This is a genomic window from Vibrio sp. YYF0003 (assembly GCF_036350715.1).
Lineage (GTDB): Bacteria > Pseudomonadota > Gammaproteobacteria > Enterobacterales > Vibrionaceae > Vibrio > Vibrio natriegens.
This window is the reverse complement of record NZ_JAZDWA010000006.1, coordinates 234979-252058: the sequence shown is the minus strand read 5'-3', so window position 1 is coordinate 252058 and position 17080 is coordinate 234979. Positions and strand designations below refer to the sequence as shown.

Here is a 17080-nt window from a genome sequence, read left to right as displayed (position 1 = left end):
GAAAAAAAAGCCTCATCAATGTGAGGCTTTTAACATGACTTGTTAACAGTTCTGTTTTTAAGGCTAAACCTTGAGATTGTGTTTGCCGTGAGAGACTTTTGCTTTGAGGTAATTCTCGTTACCATCTTTGACGTGAGCAGAAGTGTTTACAACTTCAACAATTTCGACCCCGTACTCGGCGAGCTCGCGGATTTTTTTAGGATTATTCGTCACAAGGCGGATCTTGCTAACACCTAAAGCTTGCAACATTTGAGCTGCTTCAGTGAAGTCACGCAGATCATCATCAAACCCTAAGTGGTTATTCGCCTCATAAGTGTTCATACCCTGACTTTGTAGTCGGTAAGCATCAATCTTGTTGTACAGGCCAATACCTCGACCTTCCTGACGTAAGTACAGAATAATACCGCCCGATTCTCCCATACGTTGAATCGTTTCTTCTAATTGCTCACCACAGTCACAACGAGAGGAGTGAAAAACATCGCCGGTCAGACACTCAGAATGCATACGCACCAGTGGCGTTTCTTGAACTTGGTCTGCTTGTTTAAAGATAACTGCTACATGCTCTTTATCCGTCTTCAAACCACGGAAAGACAGGATTTCAGCATCAATATTACTCTTAGCCCCGACTTTAAAATCTACTCTGGCACGTACTTCAGCCATATCTACACTCACTCGATTTATTTCTTGATGCACTTTCGTTATTACATTCATGGGATGAACTCATGCTCTTCAACTATGGGGATTGATACCACATTTTTCAATGCATAGATCACTATATCTTAGATCTTTTCCTCTCAACGATACATGACGATGGATGACCTCCGTCACGTTGACGAAGTGTTATAATATAACATTTCCGTCAAACTACAATAAAAAACCCCAGACAAATTTTGCCCGGGGTTGATAGATGCGAGTGTAAAAAAGAGGATTAATGTGTTTGACGACGCTTCCAGACAGCAAACTCTACCCATACGGTTTCGAGTTCTTGAATTTCTTCGTCGGTCAAAACGGCGAGAGTTGAAGTAACTTGTGGCAATCTTAGTGCCTGCATAGCGCGAATATGCGCATGAAAGTCCTTTCTTAACTGCGATATAACTGAATCCACTCGTTTACCTATTGAGATCTTTTATTACGTACCCAGCTTAACGTTTTCATTTTATATATGCTGGAGCCTTCGAAATCTTAAGAAAGAATAACACTCTGCTTGTTATTTTCACAGATTGTTTCAAATTATGGAATTACAGTCACACAACTAACACTAATTTGACTTGTCTTTATTCTAGCCAATGATTAAAAGCTGAAATCAATCACGGACATATTATGTTGTTCGACGTAGGCTAATTCCCCTCTAACTCATCCACTCCCATATATATGAAGCTTCCAATTGCCTTAATGGGGCCTTACCACACCTGAGGATCGGTTCATTCTCACCGAACCAAACACTTAGAAGTTATTTGGCTATAAAGACGACCATGCAATATGCAATATGCAATATGCAATAACTTTAACACTATATACACCGACTCTATACAAACGCCGTTATACATTAGACGAGCTCCGAGTTAATCGGTTTCGAATACGCACGAGGATTTATATTAAAACCTCAGATAATGAGAAACATATAAGTAGCAACAGAATATAAGCAGTAACTATATCTCTCATTTATTAAAGTCAAAGACACTCGTTATATTCGTGTGTGTTAATACCAACAAGAACAATATATTTGGTGGATTTTAGGGTCGGCACTAAAAAGCCGAGTAAAATACTCGGCTTTTAGTTAGAAGAGGTGCAGAATTAAAGATTAATCTTCGCTATCTTCCGCAGCAGGAGACTCAGGAGCTTCAGGAGCTTGTTGCTCTGCACTTGGTTCCGTTGACTCGCCTTCTTCACCTTCTGGTAAATCAGCGTCTTCAATTTCATCAATGCGTTGCAGGCCTACTACTGTTTCATCTTCAGCGGTTCTGATCAGTGTGACACCTTGAGTGTTACGACCAACCTGGCTAACTTCTGCTACACGAGTACGAACTAGAGTACCAGCGTCGGTGATCATCATCATCTCGTCGCCTTCTTCTACTTGTACCGCACCAACCACAGGTCCGTTACGTTCAGAAACTTTGATAGATACTACACCTTGCGTTGCACGACCCTTAGTTGGGTACTCGGCAAGCTCGGTACGTTTACCATAGCCATTTTCGGTCACAGTCAGGATGTCACCTTCGTTTGAAGGAACAATCAGAGACACAACTTGGTCATCTTCACCCAACTTCATACCGCGAACACCAGCAGCAGTACGACCCATAGCACGTACTTTATCTTCGCTGAAGCGAACAACTTTACCTGCTTTAGAGAACAGCATGATGTCGCTGTCACCATTGGTGATATCAACACCAATCAGTGAATCATCATCACGCAGGTTAACAGCGATAAGGCCGTTTGAACGAACGTTGGCAAATTGGTTCAGTGGCGTCTTCTTAACTGTACCGTCACCTGTCGCCATGAAGATGAACTTATCTTCAGAGAACTCATCTACACGCAGGATAGCCGTGATACGCTCTCCATCTTCCAGAGGAAGAATGTTAACGATAGGCTTACCACGAGCAGTGCGGCTCGCAAGCGGTAATTGGTAAACTTTCAAACGGTAAGTTTTACCACGCGTAGAGAAACACAGGATGTTGTCGTGGGTATTCGCCACTAGAAGACGCTCAATATGGTCTTCGTCTTTCATCTTAGTTGCGCTCTTACCTTTACCACCACGGCGCTGTGACTCGTAGTCGCTCAGTACTTGGTACTTAACGTACCCGCCGTGAGACAGAGTGACTACTACGTCTTCACGAGCAATCAGCTCTTCCATGTCAATGTCATGGCTCGCTGCAGTAATTTCAGTACGGCGTTCATCAGCAAAACCGTCACGAACGGCTTCTAGCTCTTCACGAATCACTTCCATCAAACGCTCAGTGCTTGCAAGAATGTGCATTAGCTCAGCGATTTCATCGAGAAGCTCTTTGTATTCCGCCAGAATCTTTTCGTGTTCCAGACCAGTCAATTTGTGTAGACGTAGATCTAGGATTGCTTGCGCTTGTTGCTCAGTCAGGAAGTACTGACCGTCACGGATACCATATTGAGGCTCTAGCCACTCAGGACGTGCAGCATCAGTACCAGCACGCTCTAGCATTGCTGCTACGTTGCCAAGATCCCAACCACGTGCGATAAGGCCTGCTTTCGCTTCTGCTGGCGTTGGTGCTTTACGAATTAGGTCGATGATTTCATCGATATTTGCTAGTGCAAGCGCCAAACCTTCTAGGATGTGGGCACGTTCACGAGCTTTACGCAATTCGAAAATAGTACGGCGAGTGACCACTTCACGACGGTGATCCACGAAGCACTTCAACATGTCTTTCAGGTTGAATAGCTGTGGCTGACCGTTGTTCAGCGCTACCATGTTGATACCGAAAGTCGTTTGCAGCTGAGTTTGAGCGTAAAGGTTGTTCAGAACCACTTCGCCTACTGCATCACGCTTACATTCAATAACGATACGCATACCATCTTTGTCAGATTCGTCACGTAGCGCACTGATGCCTTCTACTTTCTTATCTTTAACCAGTTCAGCAATCTTCTCGATCAAACGAGCTTTGTTCACTTGGTAAGGAATTTCGGTAACGATGATGGTTTCTTTACCGTTTTTCTCTGTTTCGATGTCCGCTTTTGAACGCATGTAGATCTTACCGCGACCTGTTTTGTACGCGTCTACAATGCCTTTACGACCACTGATAAGTGCTGCCGTCGGGAAATCTGGACCAGGGATGTAATCCATTAGTTCATCAATAGTGATGGCTTCATTATTGATGTATGCAAGGCAGCCATCGATCACTTCGCCAAGGTTATGTGGCGGGATGTTGGTCGCCATACCTACTGCGATACCAGAGGCACCGTTTACCAATAGGTTTGGAATTTTTGTTGGAAGAACCGCTGGAATCTGCTCAGTACCATCATAGTTAGGTACGTAGTCTACGGTTTCTTTATCTAGGTCAGCCAGAAGCTCGTGGGCAATTTTTGCCATACGTACTTCGGTATAACGCATTGCCGCAGCAGAATCGCCATCGATTGAGCCAAAGTTACCTTGGCCATCGACCAGCATATAACGAAGTGAGAACGGCTGAGCCATACGTACGATTGTGTCGTACACAGCACTATCACCGTGAGGGTGATATTTACCGATTACGTCGCCGACAACACGGGCTGATTTTTTATATGGTTTGTTCCAATCGTTGCCTAGTACGTTCATCGCGAATAAAACGCGACGGTGCACTGGTTTTAGACCATCACGCACATCTGGAAGAGCACGACCCACGATTACTGACATCGCGTAGTCTAGATATGAACCTCTAAGCTCGTCTTCAATGTTTACGGGCGTGATCTCTTTAGCTAAATCGCTCATGGAGCCATTATCCCTCTATTATCTGATCGTAATTACGATACGTGTAAGGCGAAAAATATAACACACATTTCATCACTTCGGCATCCCTTTCCCTCTCCTTTTATCAGGTTGTGAGCTTTGTTGAGATTCAAATGTCGAGAATTTGCACACTCATCCGATATCCTTATGAAAAGTGACTATATTTCGTTCAATATTAAGCAAAAATAGAATTCTGGTGAACAAAACGGGGATTAATCAGTTTAATACTGATAAAACGTTAGAGTATACTGACGCCCTCTAACGGACTCAGATTGAATGCAGTACAACCATTATGACTAAAGCACAAAACGTCGACCCTAGTGAAATTAAGAAATTCGAGGACATGGCTTCTCGTTGGTGGGATTTAGAGGGTGAATTCAAACCACTTCACCAAATTAACCCACTTCGTTTGAACTATGTACTCGAAAAAGCAGATGGTTTGTTTGGCAAACGCGCACTCGATGTTGGTTGTGGTGGTGGCATTCTCGCAGAGAGCATGGCAAAAGAAGGCGCGATCGTAACCGGGCTAGATATGGGTAAAGAGCCACTAGAAGTGGCGCGCTTGCATGCTCTGGAAACGGGCACAAAGCTAACCTATATCCAAAGCACCATCGAAGATCACGCTGCAGAAAATGCCGCGACTTACGATGTCGTCACGTGTATGGAAATGCTTGAACACGTACCGGACCCTCTTTCTGTTATCCGTTCTTGCGCGGCACTGGTGAAACCTGGTGGTCACGTGTTCTTTTCAACCTTGAACCGCAACGTAAAATCTTACTTGTTTGCCATCGTTGGCGCAGAGAAGTTACTCAAGATTGTTCCGGAAGGCACTCACGACCATGAGAAGTTCATCAAACCAGCAGAAATGCTGAAGATGATTGACCAAACCGATCTGACTGATTTAGGTATCACAGGTTTGCATTACAACCCACTTAACGACACTTATAAACTTGGTCGTAATGTGGATGTAAACTACATCGTTCATACTAAAAAATACTGAACGCCGTAACGTTAAAAAAACCTTGTTCTAGTTGACCATTCAGTTAAGAAAATCGTCAGAAGCGGTAGCACAAAGTTACCGCTTTTGTGTATAAGATTTGTGCTGTAGATAGCATTTTAACCAACCTATTTTTCGCAAATAAAAATGTCCAAAGATCAAGGAAAATATTTTTCCGAGCGGTTATTTCTAAACCGATCTCAAAACTGTGATTTTACCTATTCAAGTCTGCCCTTTTCTCATCGGTTAGTGTTCACTTACTGTTTTTTTTCATTTGGGTAGTTATCCACAAGTCATCCCAAACATGTACCTTGATCAATCTGAGCAATAGCACTATCTTGTAACCCGCAAACAAATTAACCCCTATATATTGTGTTTAAGCTACAATATATAGATAGACTTTGATCACAAAGCCACCGCAAGACTAGAAAGCTTTGCATATAAATAGACAAAAACACGGCTTTTATCAGTTTTCTTAGGGAAATAAAGCAGAATGAACCAACAACTTACCGTCACCAAGCGTGATGGCCGTAAAGAAATTATCGATCTGGATAAAATCCACCGCGTTATTACTTGGGCTGCAGAAGGTCTGCACAACGTTTCTGTCTCTCAAGTAGAGTTACGAGCTCACATCCAGTTTTATGATGGTATTACAACGTCAGACATACACGAGACTATCATTAAATCTGCGGCCGACCTTATCTCAGAAGAGACACCGGATTACCAGTACTTGGCAGCTCGTCTAGCTGTATTCCATCTACGTAAAAAAGCGTATGGCCAATATGAGCCACCTAAGCTTTACGATCACGTAGCTAGACTCGTTGATATGGGTAAGTACGACGGACATCTGCTAGAAGATTACACAAAAGCAGAGCTAGACGTACTGGATTCGTACATTGACCACAAGCGCGACCTGAACTTCTCTTACGCTGCAGTAAAACAGCTGGAAGGTAAGTACTTTGTACAGAACCGTGTATCGGGCCAAATCTACGAAAGTGCCCAGTTCTTGTACATTCTTGTGGCTGCATGTCTGTTTGCTAAGTATCCGAAAGAAACACGTCTTGATTACATCAAACGTTTCTACGATGCGACGTCAACATTCAAGATTTCTCTGCCTACACCGATTATGTCAGGTGTGCGCACGCCTACCCGTCAGTTTAGCTCATGTGTACTGATCGAGTGTGGTGACAGCCTGGATTCTATCAACGCAACAGCAAGCTCTATTGTTCGTTACGTTTCTCAACGTGCTGGTATCGGTATCAACGCAGGTCGTATCCGTGCTCTAGGTTCAGAGATCCGTGGTGGTGAAGCATTCCACACTGGTTGTATTCCTTTCTACAAGTACTTCCAAACCGCTGTGAAATGTTGTTCACAGGGCGGTGTACGTGGCGGTGCAGCAACTGTTTTCTACCCAATGTGGCATGGTGAAGCACGTTCACTATTGGTGCTTAAGAACAACCGTGGTGTTGAAGAAAACCGTGTTCGTCACATGGACTACGGCGTACAGCTAAACAAGCTGATGTACCAGCGTTTGGTTGAAGGTGGTAACATCACGCTATTCTCACCTTCAGACGTACCAGGTCTATACGACGCATTCTTCGAAAACCAAGAAGAGTTCGAGCGTCTGTACGTTAAGTACGAGAACGATCCTTCAGTTAAGAAGGAAACCGTAAAAGCGATTGAGATGTTCACTTTGCTAATGCAAGAGCGCGCATCTACAGGTCGTATCTACATTCAGAACGTGGACCACTGTAACACTCACAGCCCATTTGATTCTGAAGTAGCGCCAGTTCGTCAGTCTAACCTGTGTTTGGAAATCGCACTTCCAACCAAACCACTGACTAACGTAGAAGATGATTCAGGTGAGATCGCACTATGTACGCTGTCTGCGTTCAACTTAGGTGCTATCAAGTCTCTGGATGATTTTGAAGAGCTATCTGATCTGGTTGTTCGTGCTCTTGATGCACTGTTGGACTACCAAGATTACCCACTACCAGCAGCATACAAGTCGACAATGAACCGTCGTACTCTGGGTGTTGGCGTGATCAACTTTGCTTACTACCTAGCGAAGAACGGTGTGAAATACTCTGACGGCAGTGCAAACGGCCTGACTCACCGTACATTTGAAGCGATGCAGTACTACTTATTGAAAGCTTCAGTAGCGCTGGCAAAAGAGCAAGGTAAGTGTCCTTCGTTCAACGAAACAAACTACGCGAAAGGCTTGCTGCCAATCGATACTTACAAGAAAGATATCGACCTGATTTGTAACGAAGAGCTTCACTACGATTGGGATAGCCTACGTGCAGAAATCATGGAACACGGTCTACGTAACTCAACGCTGACTGCGCTGATGCCTTCTGAGACCTCTTCTCAGATTTCGAACGCAACAAACGGCATTGAGCCACCTCGTGGTTTTGTGTCAGTAAAAGCGTCGAAAGACGGTATCCTGAAGCAAGTTGTGCCAGAATTTACTGAGCTAAAAGACAATTACGAGCTGCTTTGGAACATTGGTTCTAACGATGGTTACTTGCACCTTGTCGGTATCATGCAGAAATTCGTTGACCAGGCGATCTCTGCGAATACTAACTACGACCCATCACGCTACGAGACGGGTAAGGTTCCAATGAAGAAACTTCTTCAAGACCTGCTGACTGCGTACAAGTTTGGTGTGAAGACGCTTTACTACCATAACACTCGTGATGGCGCTAAGGATGAACAGAAAGACGCAGTTCAACCTGAAGAAGAAGATTGTGCAGGTGGCGGTTGTAAGATTTAATCTACACGACCCTAGCAATCCGCAGTAACTGAATAGTAACAGAATATCGAAAACCTCCCCTACGCGGGAGGTTTAAAAGGAATTGAGGCATTATGGCTTACAGTACTTTTAACCAGAAAAAAAATGACCAACTAAAAGAACCAATGTTCTTGGGTCAATCAGTAAACGTTGCTCGCTATGACCAACAAAAATTCGAAATTTTCGAAAAGCTGATCGAAAAGCAACTTTCTTTCTTCTGGCGTCCAGAAGAAGTTGACGTATCTAGCGACCGTATCGACTACAACAAGTTGCCAGATCACGAGAAGCACATCTTCATTTCTAACCTGAAGTACCAAACGCTTCTCGATTCAATCCAAGGCCGTAGCCCGAACGTTGCGCTGCTTCCTCTTGTTTCTCTGCCTGAGCTAGAAACATGGATTGAGACTTGGTCTTTCTCTGAAACGATTCACTCTCGTTCGTACACGCACATCATTCGTAACATCGTGAACGACCCTGCTGTGGTATTTGATGACATCGTTGAGAATGAACACATTCTAAAGCGTGCGAAAGACATCGCACACTACTACGACGATTTGATTCAAGCGACGAATGACTACCATCGCTACGGTGAAGGTGAGCATGTCCTTAACGGTGAAACAGTTAAGGTAAGTCTGTACGACCTTAAGAAGAAACTGTACATCTGTCTGATGTCTGTGAACGCTCTAGAAGCGATTCGTTTCTACGTAAGTTTCGCATGTTCTTTCGCTTTCGCAGAGCGCGAACTGATGGAAGGTAACGCGAAAATCATCAAGCTGATCGCACGTGATGAAGCGCTTCACCTGAACGGTACTCAGCACATGATCAACCTGCTACGTAACGGTCAGGATGATTTCACGTTCATGCAAATCGCAGAAGAAGCAAAACAAGAATGTTTTGATCTCTTCAAAGAAGCGGCAGAGCAAGAGAAAGAGTGGGCAGAATACCTGTTCAAAGATGGTTCAATGATCGGCCTAAACAAAGACATTCTGAGCCAGTACGTTGAGTACATCACCAATATTCGTATGCAAGCGGTAGGTCTACCAGCTGCGTACCCTGAAGCGACAAGCAACCCTATTCCATGGATTAATGCTTGGTTGTCTTCTGATAACGTTCAAGTTGCGCCTCAAGAAGCAGAGATTTCATCTTACCTTGTTGGTCAGATTGACAACGAAGTAAGCGCGGACGACTTTGAAGGATTTGAGCTGTAATGCCGACAATCAAAATCAACAAACTTATCAGCATTGAATCTAACCCTTCCAATACTATTTTGGAGACAATGGAACAGTCTGGCTTATTACCAGAATATAACTGCCGTGACGGCCACTGTGGTGCATGTCGCTGTACGTTAGAGTCTGGTGAAGTTGAGTATGTTGGTTTTGCTATGGCTTACACCCAAGGCGAAGAAATCTTGCCTTGTATCTGTAAAGCGAAGTCCAATGTTTCACTCAGTGGCGTTAACTACACGATGAAAGAAAAACAGCGTGCCTGACGTCAACTGAGTAGCATCGAACGTAACAAGACAAAGTAAACACCTTTGTTTGTTTTCAGAACCCCACCTCATACAGGTGGGGTTCGTTTTTTGTGAGACTACACATTGATCAGCGGACATACAAAGATTGCATGGTCTCTCTAACAACCGTCTCTGCCGCTTTAGGTGAATGGCCGAGATGCATCAATGAGTTGTTCAAATCAAACACAAACTTATGTTTGAGGGTACGTGCCACATTGCTGCGAATGATCTTAGGCCGAGTATTCGTGTTAAGCGCTTCCGCTTCAGCTTGATCAACAAGTGCGTAAATCTCATTTTCATCCAGTATCTTCGGAGCAACGAGAGACGGGTTGATCTCGCGGGCAATATCAATGATTTGTTTAGTGGAAATGGTGGAAGTGTTGGCTAAAACATAGCGATGCCCACGAACGCCTGTTTTTGCTGCGCTAATCATTCCTTTAACGACATCATCAACATCAATAGGGCTTAAGTATAACTCGTATAAGAATGGCATTTTACCATTCACGATTGCAGAGAAAGCGTCGAGCGATTCAGTATTCGGTTTGTATTCCCCGCCTAGAATAGTGGAAGGTAGTACCGTCACCATATCCAAATCTAACTCTTCCGAAACTTTCCATGCCTCTTGTTCTGCAAGGGTTTTCGCGCGGCAGTATGGGTTGACCTGGTCAGAAACATTGTATCCTTCAACAATAATTTCGCCGTTTTCGTTGCGATGTGTTTGTTCTAAAGAAGCGATGGAGCTTACATAAACGACTCGTTTTACCCCTGCTTCTTTTGCGGCTTCCAGTATGTTTCTCGTTCCGATCAGGTTCGGGTTTACAATTTCAGCCTCCTCATCTTCTGCCCAATGTTTAAAGACTGCTGCAACCTGATAGAGGGTATCAATGCCATTAAGCGCTTCTCGCAGTGACGCTTTATCTAATAAATCGCAGTAAACAACATCACAATCGATTCCCTGCAATGAATCAGACTTCTTCAAGTTACGGATGCCTGCACGCACGTAGTCTCCTTGTCGAGAGAGAGCCCTGACAAGGTTATTACCAACGTGACCACTTGCGCCTGTGACTAAACATCTATTCATAATCTTCTCCTTAAAGTTTTCATCGACTATTTGTTCAAAACTGAGCGATTTCGAGGTTGCTGTTTGCTGATTGCTCCAGCCACCAACGATTCTTAAGTGATGGCGCATCAAGTACGACTTGTTCACCGAAAGCAGGAGTGACGAGTTGAACGTCACGATTCGCAGTTATTGCGGATATACGTTCAAGAGGCTCGTACCATGGGTGCATGGATAAATCGAATGTACCGTTATGGATTGGGATCATAAATTTCCCTTGCAGGTCGATATGTGCCTGCACGCTTTCTTCCGGCATCATGTGAATATCGCTCCAAAGCGAGTTGTAAGCCCCCGCTTCCATTAGAGTGAAATCAAATGGGCCATAACGCTCGCCGATAGATTTGAAACCAGAGAAGTACCCGCTGTCTCCACTAAAGAAAATACGATGTTTGCTGCCTAGAATAACCCAGCTCGACCAGAGGGTTTGATTACGATCCAACAAGCCACGACCTGAAAAGTGCTGAGAAGGCGTTGAAACGAATTCAATGTTGTTCAGCGACAACGATTGCCACCAATCTAGTTGGATGATCTTTTCTCTAGAGATGCCCCAACTTTGCAATCGGTCACCCACTTTAAGTGGCGTAACAAACACACCAACTTTTTCATCGATCGCTTTTATCGTCGCTTTATCCAGGTGGTCATAGTGATCGTGACTGATAATCACAATGTCGATGTACGGCAAAGAACTTGCTGTGATTGGAGCCGGATGAAAGCGCTTCGGTCCAGCCCACTGTATTGGAGAAGCACGTTCACTGAATACAGGATCCGTAAGGATCCAAGTGCTATCGATGTGCATTAACACGCTTGAATGGCCGAGACGATATAAGAAGTCGTTCTTCGGCTGACGAAGATCGTTAGGATTGATTTCATAATTGAGAAGCGGTGTTTTTGGGACGGCATCAACACGTTTTGCTGTTAAGAATGCATGAACGATCTTCACCGTGTCGCCCAGAGTCGATGAATATCGCATTTCGCTGTTGTAAAACTTTTGTTTATTAGAAGCTAAGCTCGCTAGCATACCGACCACCAATATTCCTAAGAAGATAAAAGTAACTGACTTCATTCTTTGTCACCAAAAGTAAACTATACGGTGTAGTTTACTTAACTAGATTGAAAAGTAAACTATGCAGTGTAAAATTGGATCAAAGAATTACGAGCAATGATCTTTATGATGGAAAAAAAGCTGACTCGAAGTGAGTTAAAACGGGAAGCGATAGTTGAGGCAGCCATTGAAGCTTTTCGTGAAGAAGGCGTGAAAGCGACGAGCATGGATAAATTAGCCGCGTTAGCCAATGTGTCAAAGCGCACGATCTACAATCACTTTGAAAGTAAGGAAGCGCTGGTTCTGCATTTGCTTTCTGAACTATGGCAAAGAGCGATAATGCAAAGCAACGTCACATACAGTGGCAAGCAGCCATTGAGTACTCAACTTGCGTCACTACTGACCGAAGAGTTGGAATTTCTATCTTCGCCACAATATCAAGACTTGGCTCGAGTAGCATTTGACTATCTGTTCAGTAATCCGGATATGTTGCAGGAAGAATTGAAGAAGCTGGCAGAAAAAGAAACCGCAGTTTATCGCTGGATCCTTGCTGCGAGTGATGACGGCAAACTAATCGATCTTGATGCCGAGTTTGCTAAAGAACAGCTGCATAGTTTGATCAAAGGAAGCGCGCTGTGGCCTCAGCTGATGCGTATCAAAGCACCACTAACGGAAAAAGAGAAGCAACGTCTGGTCGAAGAAACGACACGACTTTTCCTTGCTCGTTATCAAAAATCCCAACGTGAAGAATAGGCATATTGAAAAAGCCAACAGAGTTGGCTTTTTTATCCAAAAGTCGTGTAAAAACCGGCACTAAATTGCACTGGATGGAATGTGCATCTCTTTCACTTTTTCTAAAAATGCATAGTGGGCAAACATCGGCTTACCTTCCAGATAACGGCGCAGTAGATCGAGAGCAGCCGTACTGATGACTTTTACTTGATCATCGCGCTGATATTTTCTGGACAGCTTGTAGACAGCTCCCCATTCCCCTTTAGGCGTCGATAGCGCGACAGAAAACAGACCATCATCGAGTTCGCCTGTAACTAACGACAAATCAGTTCGGCATTTTTCACGAGTCGCACCGGACAGTGCAAACGTTGCGGCTAATGGGTCACCTTCGTCTTTGATAGCTTGATTACTGCCTGATAAAACCCAGCTGTGGCCAAGTTGCTTTTCGGCATTTTCATCACCGTTGAGCCAATAGGTTAAATACCCTGCACTGCTCTTTTCAGAAACTGATAGCGTTAACGCTTTCTCTACTAACAACTGGCCTACATGCTCGATCATAGGCTGGTCGATGCTGACTGTATTAGCCTCCAGGTGTTGATTAATTATCTGCAATAACTTTAAACGCTGATCAAACTGATCGTTAGAGCCAAACAGTTTCACTTCAATGAAAGGTAAGTAAGAGCGATAACCAAGCTCATACCCCTCAGGTAACTTTATCGGATCCAACTTATCTGAGATGCCCGACTCTGAGAGTCCAAATGTATAAATGCGACTACATGAAGAGCCTTGAACATCAGGGAAAGTGCGCTTCAAATCAGGCAAAATCTGCGTTTCTGCCATCAGTTTAAATTCGCTGGGTACGCCTGGCGTAAAATAGAAAACCGCATCGTTAATCAACATTTTAAAACCACAGGCAGTACCGATTGGGTTATCGAGTATTTGAGCGGTTTCAGGGAGCATGGCTTGTTTTAAATTACTATCTGGCATAGGTTTGCCACGTCGAGCATACATGCTCTCTAGCTGCTCAAGCCATTCCTTAAACAGCACCAACTTACAATCAGCCGCTTTTGCTGCTGCCGCGGCACTCAAGTCGTCAGTCGTTGGACCTAAACCGCCATTAACGATAACAACGTCATTATTAAAACTCAGCATTAAAAACTCTTCAATCAAGCTCGATTGCTTATCACCGACTGTTGAGCGTTTAGTTAAGCCAAATCCTTGCTGATAAAACAGACTAGACATCCAGGCCGCATTTGTATCAACAATTTCCTCGATTGCACCGATATCCACAAAATGTTGTCAATTTTGCAAAAAAATACAAACTGTCAATTGAATATTGTCAATACAGGTAAATCCATACCTCATAAGTGCACCATCAATGTGATCGATAGCTTGATCAATATCCTCCTGAGAAAGTGTATTTTTTGCGCCAACCGATCCACGCGTTTCCACTTTAAGTTCATAACCACTATTTTTGGCGGATAGTTCTAACGCTTCAGCGCCATAAATGTATGAGCTACGCCCGTAGGACAGTCAGTAATAGCAACAATTTTAAGTGTCATGTAGGGTACCTTATTTATGTTTTATTCGATTTAACATTCACTTCTCGAATAAGCTGCTGCCTGTTCAAAAAGTGCCTGACTCGGTTTAATTCCGGTGTATAACTGAAACTGCTCAACGGCTTGAATAGCAAATACTTCACTGCCAGTGATCACGGTTTTATCTATGGATTTTGCAAACTCAACCGCTGGCGTAACAGCCGGGATGGCAACAACATCAAACAGTACTTGCGCATGTTCAATTTCTTGCTGAGAAAAGCACAGGCGGCCCTCCTCTGAGCCTCCACTCATGCCGAGTGGCGTTGCATTAATGAGTAAATCAGCCTCGATGCCACTCATATCGGTTTGCCATTTGAATCCACACAAATCGGCTAGCGCCCTACCGCTTGCCTCATTTCTCCCTACAATAACACCGTTGGTGAATCCCAGGTCTCTTAACGCACATGCCACCGCCTTCGCCATCCCACCGCTTCCTTTTAAAGCAAATGAAAAATCCGTTGGGATCGCGTATTGAGTCAGTAACGTAGAAATAGCGATGTAGTCAGTGTTATACGCCTTAAGATGGCCATCGGTGTTCACGATAGTGTTAACGGAATTAATCGCTGCCGCAGAGGGATCGAGCTCATCCACCAATGCTATGACTTCCTCCTTAAATGGCATGGAAATAGCGCAACCGCGAAAATTGAGAGCTCTCACCCCCGCTATCACGCCAGCAAGATCTTTACTGGTAAATGCCTTATAGAGGTAATTCAGATCCAACGCATCGTAGAGGTAGTTATGGAATCGCGTGCCGAAATTGGTAGGTCTTGCAGCCAAAGACATACAAATCGTCGTATCTTTATTAATTTTTGTGTTCATCAAAACTCTCCATTTCTTTATTCACGAATAGGTAGAACCACGGCAAAAATGTCTCGAGATCTCGGAATACTCTCTTGCTCATAGTGAGGTATGCCTTGTTGATGGAAATAGAATGGTCTAAATTGAGGTGATTAAAAATTGATGAATTCAAATAAAATAAGTTCCTCTTTTATGGCTAGCAACAGACTCGAACAACAATATCTCAAGCTGCTTAACCACTTTGGCGAAAGCAGTGTGTCGGTAACATTACAAGAACTTTCTGACTGCCTTTTCTGTACCAAACGGCACATGCGAAATCTTTTGCTTCAAATGCAAGAGTGCGGATGGATTGATTGGCAAGGGGAATTCGGGCGTGGGAAACGCTCAACACTGACGCTGTTAAGCAATAAACACCAATTACTTAGTAAAAAGGCCGAAACTTTGATTGATAAAGGTCGTTTCAATGAGGCTATTGATCTTCTCGGCACAAACAAACACTTAGTTGCGCCATTATTGCGCTCAAAACTGGGCTTTAGTATTAACCCAGACAACCAGGTTCTGCGTGTTCCTTACTATCGAACTATGTACAATTTGTACCCGGGAACACCTTTACGCCGTTCTGAGCGCCACCTTATCCGTCAGATCTTCAGTGGTTTAACCCGTGTAAAAGAGGAAATAGGTGAAGTCGAAGGAGATTTAGCTCATCATTGGCGTCAAATTACCCCATCTATCTGGCGCTTCTATATAAGGCCTGCGGTTCAATTTCACGATGGTCGTCCGTTAACTTCCGGCGATGTTGCCACCTCTCTTGATCGAGCTCGCAAGCACGCTCTTTTTTCACATATTGAGCAGATAAAAATCATCGGACCGCATTGTGTGGAATTTGAACTTAGTGCAAAGGATGAAAACTTTCCTCTACTACTGACAACAGCCTCTGCACTTATACTACCCACTGACCATGACGAGATAGAGCATTTTGCGAGCACACCAATTGGTACCGGTCCTTATCAGGTGATACAAAATGATGAGCGCCGTTTATGTCTTAAAGCATTTGATAGTTATTTTGGTTTACGCGCTCTGCTTGATCAGGTCGATATCCTGATGTGGCCGAATTTAACCCATAAATCCGATGAAGCCGCCGAAGAGACAAAGCAATCACTATCAAGCGAAGTAAATGCAACGTGGTTGAGTTCAAGTTTGAGTGACAAAGAATATATCGCAGGTGTTGCATCTGATCTGACTGGAGGGCCTTCTGACCGTTTTGAGGAAATGTTTTTAGAACAAGGAGGATATTTCCTACTCTGCGATAGTCACTCTGACAAGTGGCAACAGCCTGAAAACCGGGCTTGGTTGCAGCAAATTCTGAATCCTTACTCCATAGCACAAGAATTGAGTCCCGGTATTCGTCATTTGTGGGTACCCGCGACCAGTTTACTGCCCAATTGGTGCCACCGGATCGCACCAATGCATTCCACTTCCCCTTTCAAAGGTACAGCATCAAACCTCGAGCTTCGCTTGGCCTATCATGATCATCACCCTGAGTTTCCAGCTCTCGCCAGTGCGATGGCCACCTTACTTAAACGTAATAATATTGATCTCGAGCTAATTGAGTTACCTTATGAACAGTGGGCACAAGGTGCAGCTGAGAAGATTGATATCTGGTTGGGTACCATCAATTTTCCTAAACCAGAAACCTGGAATGTTGGAGCTTGGCTGCTAGGCTCACCGTTGATGCGAAGATCCATTTATGGCAGAGATAACGATCTGTTGCATCACTGCCATAATCAATGGCGCCGTGGTGATATGAGTTCTGAGCATCTTATTTGGCAAGTAGTGCATTCAGGTTGGCTGCAGCCACTATTTCACCATTGGATGCGCCTGAAAGGCCCAGCAAACGCTCAGGGTTTACACCTCAATAACTTAGGTTGGTTTGATTTTCGCTCGACTTGGTTTGAGCCAGAAGAATAATAGCTGGTTACCTCGCCCAATTCATCCAATCCAAACTCGGCATAGTTTTAAGTGAATACATTAGAAAATTT

At 44.0% G+C, this 17080-nt stretch carries 13 protein-coding genes and 1 pseudogene; 6 read left to right on the top strand and 8 right to left on the bottom strand.

Annotated features, from left to right (window positions below; all coding sequences use genetic code 11):
- Window positions 1-63 precede the first annotated feature (63 nt).
- The 3 genes from V1U08_RS17905 to gyrA form a co-directional block, all read right to left on the bottom strand.
- The gene (locus V1U08_RS17905; RefSeq protein WP_014232379.1) at window positions 64-711 is read right to left on the bottom strand and encodes a GTP cyclohydrolase II; all 648 of its coding nucleotides are present in this window, start codon (window positions 709-711) and stop codon (window positions 64-66) included.
- 217 nt (window positions 712-928) lie between these two features.
- Window positions 929-1105 (bottom strand): hypothetical protein, encoded by a 177-nt coding sequence (locus V1U08_RS17900; RefSeq protein WP_024372911.1) that lies wholly within the window; start codon window positions 1103-1105, stop codon window positions 929-931.
- A 696-nt stretch (window positions 1106-1801) separates the two neighbouring features.
- Window positions 1802-4435 (bottom strand): DNA topoisomerase (ATP-hydrolyzing) subunit A, encoded by a 2634-nt coding sequence (gene gyrA / locus V1U08_RS17895; RefSeq protein WP_014232380.1) that lies wholly within the window; start codon window positions 4433-4435, stop codon window positions 1802-1804.
- A 310-nt stretch (window positions 4436-4745) separates the two neighbouring features.
- Between gyrA and ubiG the strand changes: the two genes are divergently transcribed.
- From ubiG to V1U08_RS17875, 4 genes are all read left to right on the top strand, one after another.
- A complete protein-coding gene (gene ubiG, locus V1U08_RS17890) occupies window positions 4746-5453 on the top strand; it encodes a bifunctional 2-polyprenyl-6-hydroxyphenol methylase/3-demethylubiquinol 3-O-methyltransferase UbiG (protein ID WP_020335550.1) in 708 nt (235 codons plus the stop codon).
- 490 nt (window positions 5454-5943) lie between these two features.
- The gene (gene nrdA, locus V1U08_RS17885) at window positions 5944-8226 is read left to right on the top strand and encodes a class 1a ribonucleoside-diphosphate reductase subunit alpha (protein WP_065297023.1); all 2283 of its coding nucleotides are present in this window, start codon (window positions 5944-5946) and stop codon (window positions 8224-8226) included.
- A gap of 92 nt (window positions 8227-8318) precedes the next feature.
- Window positions 8319-9452, top strand: a complete 1134-nt coding sequence (gene nrdB / locus V1U08_RS17880) for a class Ia ribonucleoside-diphosphate reductase subunit beta (protein WP_014232383.1) — start codon at window positions 8319-8321, stop codon at window positions 9450-9452.
- Window positions 9452-9733 (top strand): 2Fe-2S iron-sulfur cluster-binding protein, encoded by a 282-nt coding sequence (locus V1U08_RS17875; protein ID WP_014232384.1) that lies wholly within the window; start codon window positions 9452-9454, stop codon window positions 9731-9733. The genes nrdB and V1U08_RS17875 overlap by 1 nt, the downstream gene beginning before the upstream one ends.
- A 109-nt stretch (window positions 9734-9842) precedes the next feature.
- Here V1U08_RS17875 and V1U08_RS17870 read toward each other — a convergent pair whose 3' ends face one another.
- Complete coding sequence (locus V1U08_RS17870) at window positions 9843-10835, bottom strand: NAD-dependent epimerase/dehydratase family protein (RefSeq protein ID WP_065299876.1); 993 nt, start codon at window positions 10833-10835, stop codon at window positions 9843-9845.
- Window positions 10836-10869: 34 nt separating this feature from the next.
- Entirely contained in the window at window positions 10870-11934 is a 1065-nt protein-coding gene (locus V1U08_RS17865; protein WP_330471153.1) for an MBL fold metallo-hydrolase, read from the bottom strand.
- 105 nt (window positions 11935-12039) lie between these two features.
- On the opposite strand from V1U08_RS17865, the gene V1U08_RS17860 reads away from it, so the two are divergent.
- Window positions 12040-12666, top strand: coding sequence for a TetR/AcrR family transcriptional regulator (locus V1U08_RS17860; RefSeq protein ID WP_330471152.1), 627 nt, complete (start codon window positions 12040-12042; stop codon window positions 12664-12666).
- A gap of 60 nt (window positions 12667-12726) precedes the next feature.
- Here V1U08_RS17860 and V1U08_RS17855 read toward each other — a convergent pair whose 3' ends face one another.
- The 3 genes and pseudogenes from V1U08_RS17855 to V1U08_RS17845 form a co-directional block, all read right to left on the bottom strand.
- Complete coding sequence (locus V1U08_RS17855) at window positions 12727-13935, bottom strand: molybdopterin-binding protein (protein ID WP_330471151.1); 1209 nt, start codon at window positions 13933-13935, stop codon at window positions 12727-12729.
- Window positions 13936-14034: 99 nt separating this feature from the next.
- Window positions 14035-14213 (bottom strand): annotated as a pseudogene (locus V1U08_RS17850) (PTS fructose transporter subunit IIB); the annotation flags it as partial.
- A 24-nt stretch (window positions 14214-14237) separates the two neighbouring features.
- Complete coding sequence (locus V1U08_RS17845; RefSeq protein ID WP_330471150.1) at window positions 14238-15062, bottom strand: shikimate 5-dehydrogenase; 825 nt, start codon at window positions 15060-15062, stop codon at window positions 14238-14240.
- Between the two features lie 171 nt (window positions 15063-15233).
- Between V1U08_RS17845 and V1U08_RS17840 the strand changes: the two genes are divergently transcribed.
- Window positions 15234-17009, top strand: a complete 1776-nt coding sequence (locus V1U08_RS17840; RefSeq protein WP_330471149.1) for an SgrR family transcriptional regulator — start codon at window positions 15234-15236, stop codon at window positions 17007-17009.
- Window positions 17010-17080: the final 71 nt, after the last annotated feature.